The following is a 19,378-nucleotide window of genomic DNA, read 5'->3' on the forward strand; positions in this document are numbered from 1 at the left end:
ATTACCAGAAATTCCAGGATTGACTGCCATGCCTGCCAATGCCGACCACCACAAGGTGGTCATCGTCGGTGCCGGTGCTGCCGGTATCGCCACTGCCTCTAGCCTGATCGCCCGCGACCCTTCGCTGGACATCGCCCTGATCGACCCTGCCGACGTGCACTACTACCAGCCAGGCTGGACCATGGTCGGCGCAGGTGTGTTCACGGCGCCGAGCACTGCCCGCACCCTGGCCTCGGCTATCCCGCGGGGTGTGCGCTGGATAAAGGCCTGCGTGCAGGGCTTCGACCCCTCGGCCCAGCTGGTCGCCCTCGAAGGTGGCCGTGCCATCAGTTATGAACAACTGGTGGTCTGCCCTGGCCTGAAACTCGACTGGGACGCCATCGACGGGCTCAGCGAAACCCTCGGTCGCAACGGTGTCACCTCCAACTACCGCTACGACCTGGCGCCCTATACCTGGGAGCTGGTGCAAAAGCTCAAGCAGGGACGCGCCCTGTTCACCCAGCCGCCGATGCCGATCAAGTGCGCTGGCGCGCCGCAGAAGGCGCTGTACCTGTCCTGTGACCATTGGCTGCGCAATGGTCGGCTGGGCGCTGTGAAGGCCAGTTTCTTCAATGCCGGTGCCGTGCTGTTCGGCGTTCCCGACTATGTGCCCGCCTTGATGGCCTACATCGACAAGTACGGCGTGGACCTCAACTACAGCCATCGCCTGGTGGCCGTGGATGGGCCCAACCAGCGTGCCACCTTCGTGCGTACACTAGGCGACGGTAGCAGTGAAACCCGTACCGAAGCCTTCGACATGTTGCATGTGGTGCCGCCGCAGGTTGCCCCGGACTTCATCCGCCAAAGCCCGTTGGCCGATGCAGCGGGTTGGGTCGATGTCGACCCGCATACCTTGCGCCATCGTCAGTTCGGCAACATCCACGCGCTGGGCGATGTGGCCAACACCAGCAATGCCAAGACTGCCGCGGCTGCGCGCAAGCAGGCGCCGGTGGTGGCCAACAATGTGCTGGTGGCGCTGGGCCGCCTCCCTAGCCTGGCCCAATATGACGGCTATGGCTCCTGCCCACTGACCGTCGAGCGCGGCAAGATCGTCCTGGCCGAGTTCACCTATGGCGGCAAGGTCGCTCCGAGCTTCCCTCGCTGGTTGCTCGATGGGCGCCAGCCGACACGCCTGGCCTGGTTGCTGAAGGCACGGGTGCTGCCGCCGCTGTATTGGCAGGGCATGCTCAAAGGCCGAGAGTGGCTGGCGCGCCCGCAACCGCTGGACACCGAGGGCGCACAGTGATCGAACATCAACTGCTGGGCGCTGGCCTCGGTGCGATCATCGGTGCGGTGCTGGCGCTGACCGGTGCCGGTGGTGGCATCCTGGCGGTACCGCTGCTGGTGTTCGGGCTTGGCCTGTCGATGGTCGAAGCGGCGCCCATCGGCCTGCTTGCCGTAGGGCTTGCCGCGGCGGTGGGCGCGGTACTCGGTTTGCGCGAAGGGCTGGTGCGTTATCGCGCCGCCCTGTTCATCGCACTGATCGGCATCGCCGCGGCGCCGTTCGGCCTGATGCTGGCCCACCGTTTGCCCAACACACCCTTGGCGTTGGTGTTCGCTGGCGTGCTGATCTACGCCTGCCTGCGCATCTGGCGCAAGGCGGCCAAAGAGCTGCGTGGCGAAGGCAGCGAAGCCCATCGCTACATCGAGCCTTGCGTGCTGAACCCGTTGCAGGGGCGTTTGCGCTGGACGCTGCCCTGCGCACGCGCCCTGGCGTTTACCGGAGTAATGTCCGGCTTGCTCTCCGGCCTGCTGGGGGTGGGCGGTGGTTTTGTGATCATTCCCGCCTTGAACCGCTACACCAACCTGCGCATGAAGAGCATTGTCTCGACATCCCTGGCCGTCATCGCCCTGGTTTCCACGGGAAGCGTGGTCAGCGCCAGCCTGGCCGGTGTGATGCACTGGCGGATCGGTGCGCCGTTCGCCATCGGTGCAGTGATCGGCCTGCTGCTGGCCAGGCCACTGGCAACCAGGATCGCCGGCCCACGGCTGCAGCAGCTGTTTGCCGTGGCTGGTTGGCTGGCGGCCCTGCTGCTGGCTGGCAAGGCGCTATTCAGCTAGCAGCTCATCCTGTTCCGCCGCGCACAGCGCCAGCAGGTAGTCCCACACCACCCGCAGGCGCACCGACTTGTGCAACTCGCGGCGGGTGCAGATCCAGTAGCTGCGCTGGATGGTCTCGCTGGGCAGCACGCGCACCAGCGCCGGGTCGTGACGGGCCATGTAGTTGGGCAGCACGGCGATACCCAGGCCGGCGCGGGCGGCGGTTTGCTGGGCGATCACGCTGGTGCTGCGGAAGGCCACGTTCGGTGCGCGGCAGAAGCTGTTGAGAAACAGCAGTTCCTGGCTGAACAGCAGGTCATCGACGTAGCCGATCCAGCTGTGCCGGGCCAGGTCCTCGCGGTTGCGCAGGGGCGGCGCCCGGTCCAGGTAGTCCTGGCTGGCGTACAGCGCCAGGCGGTAGTCGGTGAGCTTGCGGGTGATCAGCAGGTCGGCGTTGGGCCGCTCCAGGTGGATGCTGATTTCTGCTTCGCGGTTGAGGATGCTGACGAAGCGCGGTACGGCCACCAGCTCCACCTCCAGCCCCGGATAGCGGGCGAACAGCTCGCTCATGCGCGGGGTGAAGAACATGATGCCGATGCCTTCGGTGACTCCCAGGCGAATCTTGCCCAGCGGGGTGATGGCCTGGGTGATTTCTTCCTGCGCCAGCAGGGCAACATTCTCCATGGCTTCGGCATGTTTGAGCAGCGCCTGGCCCGACGGGGTCAGTTCATAGCCCTGGGCATGCTGAATGAACAGTGGCGTGCCCAGGCTCTTCTCGATGCTTTCGATATGCCGGGCCACCGTGCTGTGGGTGGTATTGAGGCGCTTGGCCGCGCTGAGCAGGCGGCCACTGCGCTGCAACTCGAGGAAAAACCGCAGATCGTTCCAGTCGAACATACTGATCCTTGTGGCTGTTCGTTCCGGCCCTTTCGCGGGTAAACCCGCTCCCACAGACAACGCTATCCCTGTGGGAGCGGCTTTAGCTGCGAAGCGCCGGTACAGACTTACCGCTGTGCTAAAACGCACAGCGGCTGCGTGAAATCTCGTGTTTCCTTGGCGAAATTACTCACTAAGATGGATCGGAACAAGAATAAAAATCAGGCGCGAGGTTGCACATGCCATCAGCCGATTCTGCCTTCGACTACGTGGTCGTAGGCGCCGGTCCCGCCGGCTGCCTGCTGGCCAATCGTTTGTCCGCTGACCCTTCCAGCCGCGTGCTGCTGCTCGAAGCCGGTGGTCGCGACAACTATCCCTGGATTCACATCCCCGTCGGTTACCTCTATTGCATCGGCAACCCGCGTACCGACTGGTGCTTCAAGACCGAAGCGCAACCTGGCCTGGGCGGTCGTGCGCTGGGCTATCCACGGGGCAAGGTGCTCGGCGGCTGTTCTTCGATCAACGGCATGATCTACATGCGCGGCCAGGCCGCCGATTACGACCATTGGGCCGCACAAGGCAACCAAGGCTGGGCCTGGAACGATGTACTGCCGTTGTTCAAGGCCAGTGAGAACCACTTTGCCGGTGCCAGCGAGCACCATGGCGCCGAGGGTGAATGGCGGGTCGAACGCCAGCGCTACAGCTGGCCGATCCTCGATGCGTTCCGCGACGCCGCCGAGCAAAGTGGCATCGGCAAGGTCGACGACTTCAACACCGGCGACAACCAGGGTTGTGGATACTTTCAGGTCAATCAGCGCAGCGGCGTGCGCTGGAACGCCTCCAAGGCTTTTCTGCGGCCGATCAAGGACCGCCCCAATCTCACCGTGCTGACCGGTGTGCAGGTAGACCAGGTGCTGTTGAACAACACCCGTGCCCGTGCGGTTAAAGCTTTGTGGCAAGGCGCCTGGCATGAGTTTGCTGCGCGCCGCGAGATCATCCTTTGCGCCGGTGCCGTGGGGTCGCCCGGCATTCTCCAGCGTTCCGGCATCGGCCCGCGCAAGCTGCTCGAAAGCCTGGGCATTGCTGTACGCCACGACATGCCAGGCGTCGGCGGCAACCTGCAGGATCACCTGCAACTGCGGCTGATCTACCAGATCCGCAACACCCGCACCCTCAACCAGATGGCCAACAGCCTGTGGGGCAAGCTGGGCATGGGCCTGCGCTATCTCTACGACCGCAGTGGCCCGCTGGCCATGGCGCCGAGCCAGTTGGGGGCCTTCGTGCGCTCGAGCCCGGAGCAGGCCACACCGAACCTGCAGTATCACGTGCAGCCGTTGTCACTGGAGCGCTTCGGCGAGCCGCTGCATTCGTTTCCGGCCTTCACCGCCTCGGTGTGCAACTTGCGCCCGGCCAGCCGCGGGCGTATCGATATCCGCAGTGCGGACATGAACAGTACGCCGCAGATCGATCCCAACTACTTGAGCGACCCTCAGGACCTGCGCGTTGCCGCCGACGCCATCCGCCTGACCCGGCACATCGTCCAGGCCCCTGCCCTCGCCGCTTTCGATCCCAAGGAATATTTGCCAGGCCCGTCCCTGCAAACCGAGCAAGAACTGTTCGAGGCGGCCGGCAAGATCGGCACCACCATCTTCCACCCGGTCGGCACCTGCCGCATGGGCAACGGCGACCTGGACGTTGTGGATAACCAGCTGCGGGTGCATGGCATTCCTGGGCTGCGCGTGGCCGATGCCTCGATCATGCCGCAGATCACCTCCGGCAATACCTGTTCCCCCACCCTGATGATCGCCGAGAAGGCGGCGCAACTGATCCTCAAAGGAGCCGCAACCCAGACCTACCTGAACGAAGACGCGGTACCGACCCCCTGACCCGGGAGCGTGCAACACCGGCAGCTCGCGGTCACAAGCTGCCGACAGTGGAACAACAAGAATAATCACTGTGGCCTGCGGGCCGAGGACAGCAACGATGTCGGATTACATCCAAGAGCAGGGTGCAACGGCCAGTTCCTCCAGCCGTCGTGAAGAGCGCAAGATCATTTTCGCGTCATCCCTCGGGACGGTGTTCGAGTGGTATGACTTTTTTCTCTATGGGGCGCTGGCCGCTGTCATCAGCAAGCAGTTCTTCGCCGGGGTCAACGACACCACCGCCTTCATCTTCGCCCTCATGGCGTTTGCCGCCGGCTTCCTGGTGCGGCCGTTCGGTGCGCTGGTATTCGGCCGCCTGGGCGACATGATCGGGCGCAAGTACACCTTCCTGGTGACCATCGTGCTGATGGGCCTGTCGACCTTCGCCGTCGGCCTGCTGCCGACCTACGCCAGCATCGGCATCGCGGCACCGATCATTCTGGTGGTCCTGCGCATGCTCCAGGGGCTGGCGCTGGGTGGTGAATATGGCGGTGCCGCCACCTACGTGGCCGAGCACGCGCCACCCGGCAAGCGCGGCTTCCACACCGGCTTCATCCAGTCCACCGCTACCCTGGGCCTGCTGCTGTCATTGCTGGTGGTACTGGGCAGCCGCTACATCAGTGGCGACCAGTTCGAAACCTGGGGCTGGCGCCTGCCGTTCCTGCTGTCGATCTTCCTGCTGGCGATCTCTACCTGGATCCGCATGAGCATGCACGAGTCGCCGGCGTTCGTGAAAATGAAGGCCCAGGGCAAGGTCAGCAAGTCGCCGATCCGCGAGTCGTTCACCTCCTGGCCGAACCTGAAAGTCGTGCTCACTGCGCTGTTCAGCATCAACGCCGGGCAAGCGGTTACCTTCTATACCGCGCAGTTCTACGTGCTGTTCTTCATGACCCAGATGCTCAAGATGGACCCAGCCCAGGCCAATACCCTGCTGATCATCAGCGTGGTGATCGGCGCGCCGTTCTTCGTGTTCTTCGGCTGGCTATCCGACCGCATCGGGCGCAAGCCGATCCTGATGCTCGGCCTGCTGCTGGCCACCGTGCTGTATTTCCCGATGTTCAAGGCCCTGAGCCACTATGCCAACCCGCAGATCGACGCGGCCAGCCGCCAGGCGCCAATCGTGGTCACTGCTGATCCGCAGGGCTGCACCTTCCAGTTCGACCCGGTCGGCAAGGCACGCTTCGACAGCCCGTGCGACAAGGTCAAGACCTTCCTGGTCAAGCAGGGCCTGCCGTACAGCTCGGTGAGCGTGGCCGGCAGCGATGTGGTCGTGAACATTGGCGACAAGACCATCAACGGCTTCGACGAAGCGGCCATGCGCGCGGCAGTGGAGCAAGCGGGCTACCCGGCCAAGGCTGACCCAGGGCAGGTCAATCAGGTGATGGTGGTGGTGCTGATCGTGGCGATGATCCTGATCGCGACCATGACCTACGGCCCGCTGGCAGCGGTGATGGTCGAGCTGTTCCCGACCCGCATCCGCTACACCTCGATGTCGCTGCCCTACCACATCGGCAACGGCTGGTTCGGCGGCTTCCTGCCAACCGTGTCGTTCGCGCTGGTGGTGTATACCGGGGATATCTTCTACGGCTTGTGGTACCCGGTGCTGGTGACCGGTATCAGCCTGGTGGTGGGGATCTTCTGCCTGAAAGAAACCAAGGACGTGGATATCGACAAGGTCTGAGGATCTGCGTCGGCCTCTTCGCGGGCAAGCCCGCTCCCACCGGGCTCACCGCCAACCTTGTGGGAGCGGGCTTGCCCGCGAAAAGACCAACACCGATTACCACGTTTCACGCATAAAAAAACCGGCTGTAAAAGCCGGTTTTTTTATGCCTCGAAAAAACTTATGCACGTTTTTCAGAAAAACGTCATACATAGAAATAAACAGCTAATTCATACACTTAGCGCCGATTCCAGGTATTTCAAGAACAAATTGTTCACAAGTTATCCACAGATGGTCAGGCCATCTGCTCCTGCGGTTTTTCATCCACTGGCGGCAGCGACCCCATGGCCCGCTGGGTCGCTTCGTTCCACGCTGCAGCGCGGTCATTGAGCTCGGCAATGGCCCGTGGCCCGGTACCCTCGGCATACATCGGCTTGCCGATCACCACCTCGATGGTGCCCGAGCGCTTGCCCCAGCCCGTCTTGGGCCAGAACTTGCCTGCGTTGTGGGCAATCGGCAGCACCGGCAGCCCGGCATTCACGGCCAGCGCGGTACCGCCTCGGGAGAATTTGCCCACGGTTCCGAACGGCACCCGGGTACCTTCCGGGAAGATCAGCACCCAGGTTTTCTGCTTGAGCAACTCGTCACCCTTGCTGGCCACCTGGCGCAGGGCTTCCTTGGGGTTGTCGCGGTTGATCGCGATCGGCCGCAGCATGGCCATGGCCCAACCAAAGAACGGCACATACAGCAGCTCGCGCTTGAGCACCTGGCTCAGCGGCGAGAAATACTGGGAAAGGAAGAAGGTTTCCCACGTGCTCTGGTGGTTGGACAGGATCACGCAGGGCTCGTCCGGAACGTTCTCGGCACCGGTGACCTTGTAGTTGATGCCAAGGATGGTGCGCACCAGGAACAGGGCGCAACGGCACCAGTACACGTTGATGAACGTGTAGCGCTTGGGGAACGACAAGAACGGCGCGACGAAGAAGCTCAGCGAGCACCACAGCAGCGAACTGGTGCCCAGCAGCAGGTAAAAAAGAAAGATTCTGATCGCCTGCAGGATCGACATAGTGGCAAGTACCGTTGCGGGGCGTGCCCGCCTGGGAAAATGCGCCCGAAGGCGCATTGTTGTTTAAATAATTTCTCTGGCGATAGCTGCCAGATCGTCGAAAATCAGTGTAGTTTCCGGGACGCCTTTTTCCAGGGTCCGCTCACCCTTGCCGGTTTTCACCAACACGGGTTGTGCACCGACGGCCAGGGCGGCCTCCAGGTCACCTTTGCTGTCGCCTACGAACCAGACGCCTTCAAGGCCCACCTGGTAATGCTCGGCGATCGCCCGCAGCATGCCAGGCTTGGGCTTGCGGCAATCGCAGCCTTCATCCGGCCCATGCGGGCAATACACGATATGGCCCACCTCGCCGCCCTGCTCGGCCACCAGCGCGCGCAGGCGCGCGTGCATGGCCTCGAGGGTTGCCAGCGGGTAGTAGCCACGGGCGATGCCGGACTGGTTGGTGGCCACGGCCACCGTCCAGCCCGCCTTGCTCAACTGCGCGATGGCCTCGACCGAGCCAGGGATCGGGATCCACTCTTCCAGCGTCTTGATGTAGGCGTCGGAGTCGTAGTTGATCACCCCGTCACGATCGAGAATCAGCAGTTTCAAGGCTTACCCCAGCAGCGAAATGTCGGCCACGCCCAGGAACAGGCCGCGCAGGCGGCTGAGCAGGGCATAACGGTTGGCACGTACCTTGGCGTCTTCGGCGTTGACCATCACCGCCTCGAAGAAGGCGTCGACCGGGTCACGCAGGGCCGCCAGGCGCGCCAGCGATTCGCTGTACTGGCGAGCAGCTGCCATCGGTTGCACGGCCTGGTCGGCCTGCTGGATGGCCGAGTACAGGGAGAACTCGTTGGCGTTGTCGAAGTACTTCGGCTCGACCTGGTCGGCGATGGCGCCTTCGGCCTTGCTCAGCAGGTTCGACACACGCTTGTTCACTGCCGCCAGGGCTTCGGCTTCCGGCAGCTTGCGGAAGGCCTGCACGGCCTGCACGCGCTGGTCGAAGTCCAGGGCAGAAGCCGGCTTCAGGGCACGTACCGACAGGTAGGTGGCAACGTCGATGCCTTCGTCTTCGTAGCGTGCACGCAGGCGGTCGAAGATGAACTCCAGCACCTGCTCGGCAAGGCCAGCGGCCTTGACCTTGGCACCGAACTGCTTGACCGCGAACTCGACCGCAGCGCTCAGGTCCAGGTCCAGCTGCTTCTCGATCAGGATGCGCAGCACGCCCAGGGCGGCACGGCGCAGGGCGTACGGGTCCTTGCTGCCGGTAGGCAGCATGCCGATGCCGAAGATGCCGACCAGGGTGTCGAGCTTGTCGGCGATGGCCACGGCAGCACCGGTGAGGGTCTGCGGCAGCTCGGCGCCAGCACCGCGCGGCATGTACTGCTCGTTCAGGGCCAGGGCGACGTCTTCCGGCTCACCGTCGTTGAGCGCGTAGTAATAACCGGCAACACCCTGCATTTCAGGGAATTCGCCGACCATCTCGGTGGCCAGGTCGCACTTCGACAGCAGGCCGGCACGGCCAGCGCGCTGGGCGTTGCCGCCGATCAGCGGGGCGATGAACGCAGCCAGTTTGGAAACGCGCTCGGCCTTGTCGTAGACAGTGCCCAGCTGAGCCTGGAACACCACGTTCTTCAGGCGCTCGTTGAAGGTTTCCAGCGGCTGTTTCTTGTCCTGCTTGAAGAAGAACTCGGCGTCGGTCAGGCGCGGGCGCACGACTTTCTCGTTACCCAGCACGATCTGCTTGGGGTCACGGCTCTCGACGTTGGCCACGGTGATGAAGCGCGGCAGCAGCTTGCCTTCGCTGTCCAGCAGGCAGAAGTACTTCTGGTTGTCCTGCATGGTTGTGATCAGGGCTTCCTGCGGCACTTCGAGGAAACGCTCCTCGAACGAGCACACCAGCGGCACCGGCCATTCGACCAGGGCGGTCACTTCGTCCAGCAGTGCCGGCGGCACGATGGCGCTGCCTTCCTGCTGCATGGCCAGCTCGGCGGTACGCTTGCTGATCAGTTCGCGGCGCTCGGCGAAGTCGGCCAGCACGTAGGCTTTGCGCAGGTCTTCGACGTAGTTGGCCGGGGTGGTGATGACCACGTTTTCCGGGTGGTGGAAGCGGTGGCCACGGGATTCACGGCCGGCCTTCTGCGACAGGATGGTGCAGTCGACCACCTGGTCGCCCAGCAGCATCACCAGCCACTGGGTCGGGCGCACGAACTCTTCACGGCTGGCGGCCCAGCGCATGCGCTTGGGGATCGGCAGGTCGTTGAGCGAATCCTCGATGATGGTCGGCAGCAGGCTGGCGGTGGCCTTGCCCGGGATGTGCTGGGAGAAGCGCAGCTTGGCGCCGCTCTGGTCGATTTCCGACAGCTCCACACCGCATTTCTTGGCAAAGCCCAGGGCAGCCTGGGTCGGCTCGCCGTCTTTGAAAGCAGCCTGCATGGGCGGGCCGTCGATGTTGATGCTGCGGTCAGGCTGCTGCACGTCCAGCTGGCGGATCAGCACGGCCAGGCGACGCGGCGCGGCGTAGACCTGCTTGCCGGTGTAGTTCAGGCCAGCGGCCTGCAGGCCTTTCTCGATGCCGGCCAGGAAGGCGTCGCCGAGACTTGCCAGGGCTTTTGGTGGCAGCTCTTCGGTGCCCAGTTCTACCAGGAAATCTTGAGCACTCATTGTGCAGCCTCCAGCTTCGCCAACACTTCGTCACGCAGTTCAGGGGTGGCCATCGGGAAGCCCAGGCGTGCGCGGGCTTGCAGATAGCTTTGCGCCACGTCCCGGGCCAGGGTACGTACGCGCAGGATGTAACGCTGGCGCTCGGTTACCGAGATGGCGCGACGGGCGTCCAGCAGGTTGAAGGTGTGCGAGGCCTTCAGGACCATTTCATAGGTCGGCAGCGGCAGCTCCAGCTTGATCAGGCGGTTGGCTTCGCTTTCGTAGAAGTCGAACAGTTCGAACAGCTTCTCGACGTTGGCGTGTTCGAAGTTGTAGGTCGACTGCTCCACCTCGTTCTGGTGGAACACGTCGCCGTAGGTGACCTTACCGAACGGGCCGTCGGCCCACACCAGGTCGTAGACCGAGTCGACGCCCTGGATGTACATGGCCAGGCGCTCCAGGCCGTAGGTGATTTCACCGGTGACCGGGTAGCACTCGATGCCACCTACCTGCTGGAAGTAGGTGAACTGGGTGACTTCCATGCCGTTCAGCCAGATTTCCCAGCCCAGGCCCCAGGCGCCGAGGGTCGGCGATTCCCAGTTGTCTTCGACAAAGCGGATGTCGTGGACCAGCGGGTCGAGGCCGATGGCTTTCAGCGAGCCGAGGTACAGCTCCTGGAAGTTGGCCGGGTTCGGCTTCAGGACCACCTGGAACTGGTAGTAGTGCTGCAGGCGGTTGGGGTTTTCGCCATACCGCCCGTCGGCAGGGCGACGGCTAGGCTGCACATAGGCGGCGTTCCAGGTTTCTGGACCCACGGCGCGCAGGAATGTAGCGGTGTGGAAAGTGCCGGCGCCTACTTCCATATCGTAGGGCTGAAGCACCACACAACCTTGAGCTGCCCAGTAGTTTTGCAGGGCGAGGATCAGGTCTTGGAAGGTACGCACGGCTGGCGTAGGCTGGCTCACGAAATTCACCTGTATCTGGGGATGCGGATGTAAAGAGCGGGAGTATAACCTGATTCGCCTCGCCCTCTACTCATTGGAGCCTTATGCCACGCTGCTTTTGGTGTACCGACGATCCGTTGTACCAGGCCTACCACGACCAGGAATGGGGAACGCCACAGCGTGACCCGGCGTTGCTGTTCGAGATGCTTTTGCTCGAAGGGTTCCAGGCCGGGCTTTCATGGATCACCGTTTTGCGTAAACGCGAGCGTTATCGCCAGGTGATGCACGGCTTCGATCCGGTGAAACTGGCTGCCATGAGCGACGAACGTATCGAGGAGCTCATGCTCGATGCCGGTATCATCCGCAATCGCCTCAAGCTCAAGGCTGCCCGGCGCAACGCGCAGGCCTGGCTGGCTGTGGATAACCCAGCCGAGTGGTTGTGGTCGTTCGTGGGGGGGGAGCCGAAGATCAATCACTTCCAGGGCCGCAGCGATGTGCCCGCTGTGACCGACGAGGCCAAGGCCATGAGCAAGGCCCTGCAGAAAGCCGGTTTCACCTTCGTCGGCCCGACCATCTGCTACGCCTTCATGCAGGCCACCGGCATGGTCATGGACCACACTACCGATTGCGATCGCTACGCCGCCTTGTTGCGCTGAGGGGTTACAATGCGCGCCTTGCTGAAATAAGGAATTGCCTGTGGAAAAGTTCAAGGGCGCCCTGATGGTCGGGGTGCTGCGTCTGTTTGCCAAGCTGCCCTGGGGCGCTGTGCAGCGCGTCGGCGCCGGTATCGGCTGGTTGATGTGGAAAATCCCCAATGGCTCGCGCAATGTCGTGCGCATCAACCTGGCCAAGTGCTTCCCGGAGATGGACCCGGTCGAGCGTGAGCAGCTGGTCGGCCGTGCACTGAAGGATATCGGCAAATCTTTTGTCGAAAGTGCCTGTGCCTGGATCTGGCCACCGCAGCGTTCGCTGGAGCTGGTCAAGGAAGTGCACGGCCTGGAAGTGCTGGAGCAGGCCCTGGCCTCGGGCAAGGGCGTGGTCGGCATCACCAGCCACCTGGGCAACTGGGAAGTGCTCAACCACTTCTACTGCAACCAGTGCAAACCGATCATCTTCTACCGCCCGCCGAAGCTCAAGGCAGTGGATGACCTGCTGCGCGAGCAGCGCGTGCAGATGGGCAACCGCGTGGCGCCTTCGACCAAGGAAGGCATCCTGAGCGTGATCAAGGAAGTGCGTCGCGGCGGGCAGGTGGGCATTCCTGCCGACCCGGAGCCGGCCGAGTCGGCGGGTGTGTTCGTGCCATTCCTCGGGACCCAGGCGCTGACCAGCAAGTTCGTGCCGAACATGCTGGCCGGTGGCAAGGCGGTGGGTGTGTTCCTGCATGCGCTGCGGCTGCCGGACGGCTCGGGTTTCAAGGTGTTCCTGGAAGCTGCGCCGGAAGAGATGTACAGCACCGACGTGAACGTGTCGGCAGCGGCCATGAGCAAGGTGGTCGAGCGTTATGTGCGCGAGTACCCGAGCCAGTACATGTGGAGCATGAAGCGCTTCAAGAAGCGCCCGGCCGGCGAGCCGCGCTGGTACTAAGCCTTTCACCGTCCCCTGTGGGAGCGGGTTCACCCGCGAATGCATCGTTGAATCCAACATCGCATTCGCGGGTGAACCCGCTCCCACAGGGGGGGCGTCAACCTGATGTCTTGTTGAGCTTCTTCAGGAACACGGTCATCTCTTTCTCGGCCTGCTTGTCGCCATGGGCCTGCGCCGCAACTATCCCGTCCTCCCAGGCCTTGCGCGCCGCTGGCAGGTCACCGACCAACTGATACGCCTTGCCCAGCAGTTTCCACGCCGCCGAATACTTCGGATCCTGCTCCACACACCGTGCCAGGTGCACCGCCGCCTCCGCACCATTGCCCTCATCGAGCCAGGCCTTGCCCAGGCCAAACCGCAGCAGCGGGTTATCCACACCCTTGGCCAGCATCTTCTCCAGCGATTCGCGCATGCCCTCTTCTCCTAGAAGAAACTCAAGCCGACGTGGAACAGCTTCTCCACATCGCGAATGTGCTTTTTATCCACAACGAACAGGATGACGTGGTCGCCCGACTCGATCACCGTGTCGTCGTGGGCGATCAGCACTTCCTCGTCGCGGATGATCGCGCCGATGGTGGTGCCCGGTGGCAAGGCAATGTGCTCGACGGCCTTGCCGACCACCTTGCTCGACTTCGAATCGCCGTGCGCCACCGCCTCGATGGCTTCGGCTGCGCCGCGGCGCAGCGAGTGCACACTGACGATATCGCCGCGCCGCACGTGCGCCAGCAAGGTACCGATGGTGGCCAGCTGCGGGCTGATGGCGATGTCGATTTCGCCGCCCTGAACCAGGTCGACATAGGCCGGGTTGTTGATGATGGTCATTACCTTGCCCGCGCCCAGCCGCTTGGCCAGCAGCGACGACATGATGTTGGCTTCGTCGTCGTTGGTCAGGGCCAGGAAGATGTCGGCGTCGGCGATGTTCTCTTCGAGCATCAGGTCCTTGTCCGAGGCACTGCCCTGCAGCACCACAGTGCTTTCCAAGGTATCGGAGAGGTGCCTGCAGCGTGCCGCGCTCATCTCGATGATCTTCACCTGGTAGCGGCTCTCGATGGCTTCGGCCAGACGCTCGCCAATCTGCCCGCCTCCGGCGATGACAATGCGTTTGTTGGTCTCGTCGATGCGGCGCAGCTCGCCCATCACGGCGCGGATGTCCTTCTTTGCGGCGATGAAGAACACTTCGTCATCGGCTTCGATCACCGTGTCGCCCCGCGGAGTAATGGGCCGGTCGCGGCGGAAGATCGCCGCCACCCGGGTATCGACGTTGGGCATGTGCGCGCGGATCTGGCGCAGCTGCTGGCCCACCAGCGGGCCGCCGTAATAGGCCTTCACCGCCACCAGCTGGGCCTTGCCCTCGGCAAAGTCGATCACCTGCAGCGAGCCCGGGTGTTCGATCAGGCGCTTGATGTAGTTGGTCACCACCTGCTCGGGGCTGATCAGCACGTCGACCGGGATGTGGTCGTTGTCGAACAGCTCTTCGCGGGTCAGGTAGGCCGACTCACGCACCCGGGCAATCTTGGTGGGGGTGTGGAACAGCGAATAGGCCACCTGGCAGGCGACCATGTTGGTCTCGTCACTGTTGGTTACCGCCACCAGCATGTCGGCGTCGTCGGCACCGGCCTGGCGCAGCACCGTCGGCAGCGAGCCACGGCCTTGCACGGTGCGGATGTCCAGGCGGTCGCCCAGGTCGCGCAGGCGGTCGCCATCGGTGTCGACCACGGTGATGTCGTTGGCTTCGCTGGCCAGGTGTTCCGCCAGCGTACCGCCCACCTGCCCTGCGCCGAGGATGATGATCTTCATCCGCTACTCCCTACCTTTTGTTCTTATCCGCGCGAGGCGGCGATCTTGATCAGCTTGGCATAGTAGAACCCGTCGTGGCCGCCTTCCTGGGCCAGCAACTGGCGGCCGTGGGGCTGGCGCAGGCCGGCTGCGGTGGCCAGGTCCAGCTCACGGGCGCCCGGGGTGCGGGCGAGGAAGGCGTCGATCACTTCGGTGTTCTCGGTCGGCAGGCTGGAGCAGGTGGCGTACAGCAACATGCCGCCCACTTCCAGGGTTGGCCACAGGGCATCGAGCAGTTCGCCTTGCAGCGTGGCCAGGGCCGGGATGTCGTCGGCCTGACGGGTCAGCTTGATGTCCGGGTGGCGGCGGATCACGCCGGTGGCCGAGCACGGTGCATCGAGCAGGATGCGCTGGAACGGCTTGCCGTCCCACCAGCTGGCAGTGTCGCGGGCATCGCAGGCGATCAGCTCGGCGTCCAGCTGCAGGCGGTCGAGGTTCTCGCGCACGCGGGTCAGGCGCTTGGCTTCGAGGTCGATGGCCACTACATGGCCCAGGCCAGCTTCGGCTTCGAGCAGATGGCAGGTCTTGCCGCCCGGGGCGCAGCAAGCGTCGAGCACGCGCTGGCCGGGTGCCAGTTCCAGCAGGTCGGCGGACAGCTGCGCGGCTTCGTCCTGCACGCTCACCCAGCCTTCGGCAAAGCCTGGCAGGCCGCGCACGTCGCAGGCTTCGGCCAGCACGATGCCGTCACGGCTGTACTGGCAGGCGCTGGCGGCAACGCCCGCCTCGGCCAGCAGCGCCAGGTAGGCGTCACGGCTATGGTGGCGGCGGTTGACGCGCAAGATCATCGGCGGGTGGGCGTTGTTGGCAGCGCAGATGGCTTCCCACTGCTCCGGCCAGAAAGCTTTCAGCGACTTCTGCAGCCAGCGCGGGTGCGCGGTGCGCACTACCGGGTCGCGCTCCATGCCGGCCAGCAGTTCCTCGCCTTCACGTTGGGCGCGGCGCAATACGGCATTGAGCAGGCCCTTGGCCCAAGGCTTCTTCAGCTTGTCGGCACAGCCAACGGTCTCGCCGATGGCGGCGTGGGCCGGGATGCGGGTGTAGAACAGCTGGTACAGGCCGACCAGCAGCAGCGCCTGCACATCGGCGTCGGCGGCCTTGAATGGCTTCTGCAGCAGCTGAGCGGCCAGCAGGTCGAGGCGGGGCTGCCAGCGCGCGGTGCCGAATGCCAGGTCCTGGGTCAGGCCGCGGTCGCGTTCTTCGACCTTGTCCAGCTGTGCCGGCAGTGAGCTGTTCAGCGAGGCCTTGCCGCTGAGGACAGCGGCAAGGGCGCGGGCGGCGGCGAGGCGCGGGTTCATTGGCCCAGTACCTTGCCGGCGGCGAATTTCTCGCGGCGGCTGTTGAACAGGTCGCTGAAGTTAAGCGCCTTGCCACCGGGCAATTGCAGGCGGGTCAGGCTCAGGGCCTGGTCACCGCAGGCGACTACCAGGCCATCCTTGCTGGCGGAGAGGATTTCACCCGGCGCGCCTCTGCCTGTGGACAAGTTGGCGGCCAGTACCTTGACGCTCTCGCCGTCGAGCGTGCTGTGGCACACCGGCCAAGGGTTGAAGGCGCGGATCAGGCGTTCCAGCTCGATGGCCGGGCGGCTCCAGTCGATGCGGGCTTCGTCCTTGTTCAGCTTGTGTGCGTAGGTGGCCAGGGCATCGTCCTGAACTTCACCTTGCAGCGAACCGTCAGCCAGACCGGCGATGGCCTGGACTACAGCAGGCGGGCCCATTTCGGCGAGGCGGTCGTGCAGGCTGCCGCCGGTGTCGTCGGCGCTGATCGGGGTGACCACTTTGAGCAGCATCGGCCCGGTATCCAGGCCGGCTTCCATGCGCATCACGGTCACGCCGCTCTCGGCATCGCCCGCTTCCACGGCGCGCTGGATCGGCGCCGCACCGCGCCAGCGAGGCAGCAGCGAGGCGTGGCTGTTGATGCAGCCCAGGCGGGGGATGTCGAGCACCACCTGGGGCAGGATCAGGCCGTAGGCGACCACCACCATCAGGTCTGGCTTGAGCGCAGCCAGTTCAGCCTGTGCTTCGGCATTGCGCAGGGTCGGTGGCTGGAACACCGGGATGTCATGGGCCACGGCCAGTGCCTTGACTGCACTGGGCATGAGCTTCTGGCCACGACCGGCAGGGCGGTCAGGCTGGGTGTAGACGGCCACGATCTCGTACGGGCTGTCGAGCAGGGCCTTGAGGTGTTCGGCGGCAAACTCTGGAGTGCCTGCAAAGACGATGCGCATGGAGTTCTCGCTTCAAAAAAGAAAAAGGCTTGCCGGAGCAAGCCTTCTGGAAGGTGGGGATCAGGCTTGCTGGCGGTGCTGCTTTTCCAGCTTCTTCTTGATCCGGTCGCGCTTGAGCTGCGACAGGTAGTCGACGAACAGCTTGCCGTTGAGGTGATCGAACTCGTGCTGCACGCACACAGCCAGCAGGCCTTCGCATTCCAGCTCATACGGCTTGCCGTCGCGGTCCTGGGCCTTGACCCGCACACGCAGTGGGCGGTCGACGTTCTCGTAGAAGCCCGGGACCGACAGGCAGCCTTCCTGGTACTGGCCCATGTCGTGGGTCAGTTCTTCGACAGTCGGGTTGATGAAGACGCGCGGTTCGCTGCGGTCTTCGCTGAGGTCCATGACCACCACCTGCAGGTGCACATTGACCTGGGTGGCGGCCAGGCCGATGCCGGGGGCTTCGTACATGGTTTCAAACATGTCGTCGATCAGCTGACGCAAGGCGTCGTCGAACACCGTCACCGGTTTGGCGATGGTGCGCAGGCGCGGGTCCGGGAATTCGAGAATGTTCAAGATGGCCATAAGGTCAGGCAGTCACTGTGCGGTCGGTTGAAAACTGAGCACACATAATAAAGGGAAACGGGGATTTCGGCACCTGGCAAGCTCGTCTAGGGTGTCTATGGGCGTGATAGCCCCCAATCAATGGACAGCTTTTCAAAGTGTTACTCACAGAGTTATCCACAGGTTGTGCCACGTAGATGGCCCTGTTTCGATCAAGGATGATCCCCATGCCCAGTTACCATTCGTCGCCTTGTCCACCTTCCGAACTGGAAGCGCGATTACGTCTGCACCGCCTGCCCGAGACGGGATTGCGACGCTTTCGTACCTTGCTGGAGGCCTTTGGCAGTGCTTCTTCCGCGCTCAGTGCGCCGGGCTCGGCCTGGCGTGCGTTGGGCATAGGGCAGGCCAGTATCGATGCCCGGCGCAGCGCCGAAGTGCGCGACGGCGCGCTGGCCGCAATGGCCTGGCTAGAGGGCCCTGACCAGCATTTGCTGATGTGGGACGGCCCTGACTACCCGGCACTGCTGGGGGAAATCGACGATGCCCCCCCGCTGCTTTTCGTTGCTGGCAACCCGGCACTGCTTGACCGACCTCAGCTGGCGATTGTGGGCAGCAGGCGTGCCACACCTCCGGCACTCGACACGGCCAGGGCATTTTCCCGCTCCCTGGCGCAGGCCGGTTTCACCATCACCAGCGGGCTCGCCCTGGGCATCGATGGTGCCGCTCATCGGGCGGCGCTGGAGGTCGGAGGGGGCACCGTAGGTGTGCTTGGCACAGGCTTGCAAAAACTTTATCCACAGCGCCACTGTGACCTTGCCCGGATGATGGTCGACCGAGGTGGCGCACTGGTGTCCGAGTATCCGCTCGACGCCGGGCCGCTGCCGGGCAACTTCCCGCGGCGCAACCGCATCATCAGCGGCCTGTCGCTCGGGGTGCTGGTGGTCGAGGCCAGCCTTGCCAGCGGCTCGTTGATTACCGCCCGCCTGGCGGCCGAGCAGGGCCGCGAGGTGTACGCGATTCCCGGTTCGATCCACCATCCGGCGGCCAAGGGCTGCCATCAACTGATCCGCGATGGTGCATTGCTGGTGGAAAGCGTGGAGCAGATCCTGGAAAGCCTGCGCGGTTGGCAGAACCTGCCGCCCGCGATCGTGGAAAAACCGGCGCATCCGCTGCTTGCCCTGCTACATGCCGCACCACAGACTAGCGAGAACCTGGCCCACTTCAGCGACCGGCCGCTGGCCGAGGTGCTGGCGCAGCTGACGGAACTGGAGCTGGAAGGCCGGGTCAGCAATGTCGCCGGGCGTTGGTTTGCCCGCGCCGGCTAAGTACACTGCGCGCAAGCAAGGTTAAAAAGGCGGAGAGACACAAATGGTGAGCAGTTTTCGTGTGCAACAAGCCGCACGTGAGATCCGGGCGGGCGCAGTGATCGCCTACCCGACGGAAGCGGTCTGGGGCCTGGGCTGCGACCCGTGGAACGAGGACGCGGTGTATCGCCTGCTGGCGCTGAAGTCGCGGCCTGTGGATAAAGGCCTGATCCTGGTCGCCGACAACATCCGCCAGTTCGACTTTCTGTTCGAGGACTTTCCCGAGGACTGGATCGACCGCATGAGCGCCACCTGGCCAGGTCCGAACACCTGGTTGGTACCGCACCAGGACCTGTTGCCCGAGTGGGTGACCGGGCAGCATGACACCGTGGCGCTGCGCGTCAGCGACCATCCGCTGGTACGTGAGCTGTGCGCGCTGGTGGGGCCGCTGATTTCCACCTCGTGCAACCCGGGCGGGCGCCCGGCGGCGAAGACCCGGTTGCGGGTGGAACAGTACTTCCATGGCCAGCTGGACCTGGTGCTCGGTGGGGCGCTGGGCGGACGGAAGAATCCGAGTGTGATTCGTAACCTGGCGACCGGTGAAGTCGTTCGCCCGGGCTGATGCCGCTGGCGATTGGACCGCAAAACGGCTGAAGAACCTGAAAAAGAAGGTGTGAGGGCTGACAGGTGCCTGCCATTAGGTTTGCAGCGC

The 19,378-nt window shown here is 63.8% G+C and carries 18 protein-coding genes; 8 read left to right on the top strand and 10 right to left on the bottom strand.

What is annotated here, in order from left to right; genetic code table 11:
• Positions 1–28 precede the first annotated feature (28 nt).
• Positions 29–1,285 (top strand): NAD(P)/FAD-dependent oxidoreductase, encoded by a 1,257-nt coding sequence (locus OCX61_RS00070; RefSeq protein WP_410011092.1) that lies wholly within the window; start codon positions 29–31, stop codon positions 1,283–1,285.
• Positions 1,282–2,100, top strand: a complete 819-nt coding sequence (locus OCX61_RS00075; protein ID WP_261942130.1) for a sulfite exporter TauE/SafE family protein — start codon at positions 1,282–1,284, stop codon at positions 2,098–2,100. Before OCX61_RS00070 ends, OCX61_RS00075 begins: the two co-directional genes overlap by 4 nt.
• Here the strand turns inward: OCX61_RS00075 and OCX61_RS00080 are convergent.
• The gene (locus OCX61_RS00080; protein ID WP_261942131.1) at positions 2,089–2,976 is read right to left on the bottom strand and encodes a LysR family transcriptional regulator; all 888 of its coding nucleotides are present in this window, start codon (positions 2,974–2,976) and stop codon (positions 2,089–2,091) included. The genes OCX61_RS00075 and OCX61_RS00080 overlap by 12 nt on opposite strands.
• 218 nt (positions 2,977–3,194) lie before the next feature.
• Here OCX61_RS00080 and OCX61_RS00085 point away from each other — a divergent pair, with 218 nt between their 5' ends.
• Together OCX61_RS00085 and OCX61_RS00090 are read left to right on the top strand one after the other, a co-directional pair.
• Entirely contained in the window at positions 3,195–4,841 is a 1,647-nt protein-coding gene (locus OCX61_RS00085) for a GMC family oxidoreductase (protein ID WP_261942132.1), read from the top strand.
• A 97-nt stretch (positions 4,842–4,938) separates the two neighbouring features.
• Positions 4,939–6,558 carry an MFS transporter gene (locus OCX61_RS00090; RefSeq protein ID WP_261942133.1) on the top strand — a complete coding sequence of 540 codons (1,620 nt, stop codon included), beginning with the start codon at positions 4,939–4,941 and terminating at the stop codon, positions 6,556–6,558.
• 274 nt (positions 6,559–6,832) lie between these two features.
• On the opposite strand, the gene OCX61_RS00095 is transcribed toward OCX61_RS00090, so the two are convergent.
• The 4 genes from OCX61_RS00095 to glyQ all read right to left on the bottom strand — a co-directional run bounded on the left by OCX61_RS00095 (position 6,833) and on the right by glyQ (position 11,193).
• Positions 6,833–7,603: a lysophospholipid acyltransferase family protein gene (locus OCX61_RS00095; protein ID WP_060507778.1), complete on the bottom strand. Its 771-nt coding sequence runs from the start codon at positions 7,601–7,603 to the stop codon at positions 6,833–6,835.
• A 63-nt stretch (positions 7,604–7,666) separates the two neighbouring features.
• A complete protein-coding gene (gmhB, locus tag OCX61_RS00100) occupies positions 7,667–8,194 on the bottom strand; it encodes a D-glycero-beta-D-manno-heptose 1,7-bisphosphate 7-phosphatase (protein ID WP_085676570.1) in 528 nt (175 codons plus the stop codon).
• Between the two features lie 3 nt (positions 8,195–8,197).
• Positions 8,198–10,249, bottom strand: coding sequence for a glycine--tRNA ligase subunit beta (gene glyS / locus OCX61_RS00105; protein WP_261942134.1), 2,052 nt, complete (start codon positions 10,247–10,249; stop codon positions 8,198–8,200).
• On the bottom strand, positions 10,246–11,193 hold the full coding sequence (glyQ, locus tag OCX61_RS00110; RefSeq protein ID WP_027592054.1) for a glycine--tRNA ligase subunit alpha: 948 nt from the start codon (positions 11,191–11,193) through the stop codon (positions 10,246–10,248). The genes glyS and glyQ overlap by 4 nt, the downstream gene beginning before the upstream one ends.
• Before the next feature lie 83 nt (positions 11,194–11,276).
• On the opposite strand from glyQ, the gene OCX61_RS00115 reads away from it, so the two are divergent.
• Together OCX61_RS00115 and OCX61_RS00120 are read left to right on the top strand one after the other, a co-directional pair.
• Entirely contained in the window at positions 11,277–11,828 is a 552-nt protein-coding gene (locus OCX61_RS00115) for a DNA-3-methyladenine glycosylase I (protein WP_261942135.1), read from the top strand.
• A 40-nt stretch (positions 11,829–11,868) separates the two neighbouring features.
• On the top strand, positions 11,869–12,756 hold the full coding sequence (locus OCX61_RS00120) for a lysophospholipid acyltransferase (RefSeq protein ID WP_054884420.1): 888 nt from the start codon (positions 11,869–11,871) through the stop codon (positions 12,754–12,756).
• A 97-nt stretch (positions 12,757–12,853) separates the two neighbouring features.
• On the opposite strand, the gene OCX61_RS00125 is transcribed toward OCX61_RS00120, so the two are convergent.
• The 5 genes from OCX61_RS00125 to def are packed head-to-tail and all read right to left on the bottom strand — an operon-like array spanning position 12,854 to position 17,383.
• The gene (locus OCX61_RS00125; RefSeq protein ID WP_261942136.1) at positions 12,854–13,168 is read right to left on the bottom strand and encodes a tetratricopeptide repeat protein; all 315 of its coding nucleotides are present in this window, start codon (positions 13,166–13,168) and stop codon (positions 12,854–12,856) included.
• 11 nt (positions 13,169–13,179) lie between these two features.
• Positions 13,180–14,553: a Trk system potassium transporter TrkA gene (gene trkA, locus OCX61_RS00130; RefSeq protein WP_261942137.1), complete on the bottom strand. Its 1,374-nt coding sequence runs from the start codon at positions 14,551–14,553 to the stop codon at positions 13,180–13,182.
• A 23-nt stretch (positions 14,554–14,576) separates the two neighbouring features.
• Complete coding sequence (rsmB, locus tag OCX61_RS00135; RefSeq protein WP_261942138.1) at positions 14,577–15,887, bottom strand: 16S rRNA (cytosine(967)-C(5))-methyltransferase RsmB; 1,311 nt, start codon at positions 15,885–15,887, stop codon at positions 14,577–14,579.
• Complete coding sequence (gene fmt, locus OCX61_RS00140; RefSeq protein WP_261942139.1) at positions 15,884–16,816, bottom strand: methionyl-tRNA formyltransferase; 933 nt, start codon at positions 16,814–16,816, stop codon at positions 15,884–15,886. Before fmt ends, rsmB begins: the two co-directional genes overlap by 4 nt.
• Before the next feature lie 60 nt (positions 16,817–16,876).
• Positions 16,877–17,383 (bottom strand): peptide deformylase, encoded by a 507-nt coding sequence (def, locus tag OCX61_RS00145; RefSeq protein ID WP_016712797.1) that lies wholly within the window; start codon positions 17,381–17,383, stop codon positions 16,877–16,879.
• Positions 17,384–17,589: 206 nt separating this feature from the next.
• Here def and dprA point away from each other — a divergent pair, with 206 nt between their 5' ends.
• Both dprA and tsaC read left to right on the top strand, forming a co-directional pair.
• Positions 17,590–18,687 (top strand): DNA-processing protein DprA, encoded by a 1,098-nt coding sequence (dprA, locus tag OCX61_RS00150; RefSeq protein WP_261942140.1) that lies wholly within the window; start codon positions 17,590–17,592, stop codon positions 18,685–18,687.
• A 43-nt stretch (positions 18,688–18,730) separates the two neighbouring features.
• Positions 18,731–19,288, top strand: a complete 558-nt coding sequence (tsaC, locus tag OCX61_RS00155; RefSeq protein ID WP_261942141.1) for an L-threonylcarbamoyladenylate synthase type 1 TsaC — start codon at positions 18,731–18,733, stop codon at positions 19,286–19,288.
• Positions 19,289–19,378 lie beyond the last annotated feature (90 nt).

Origin of the sequence: Pseudomonas sp. LRP2-20 (genome assembly GCF_024349685.1) — a bacterium.
GTDB lineage: Bacteria > Pseudomonadota > Gammaproteobacteria > Pseudomonadales > Pseudomonadaceae > Aquipseudomonas.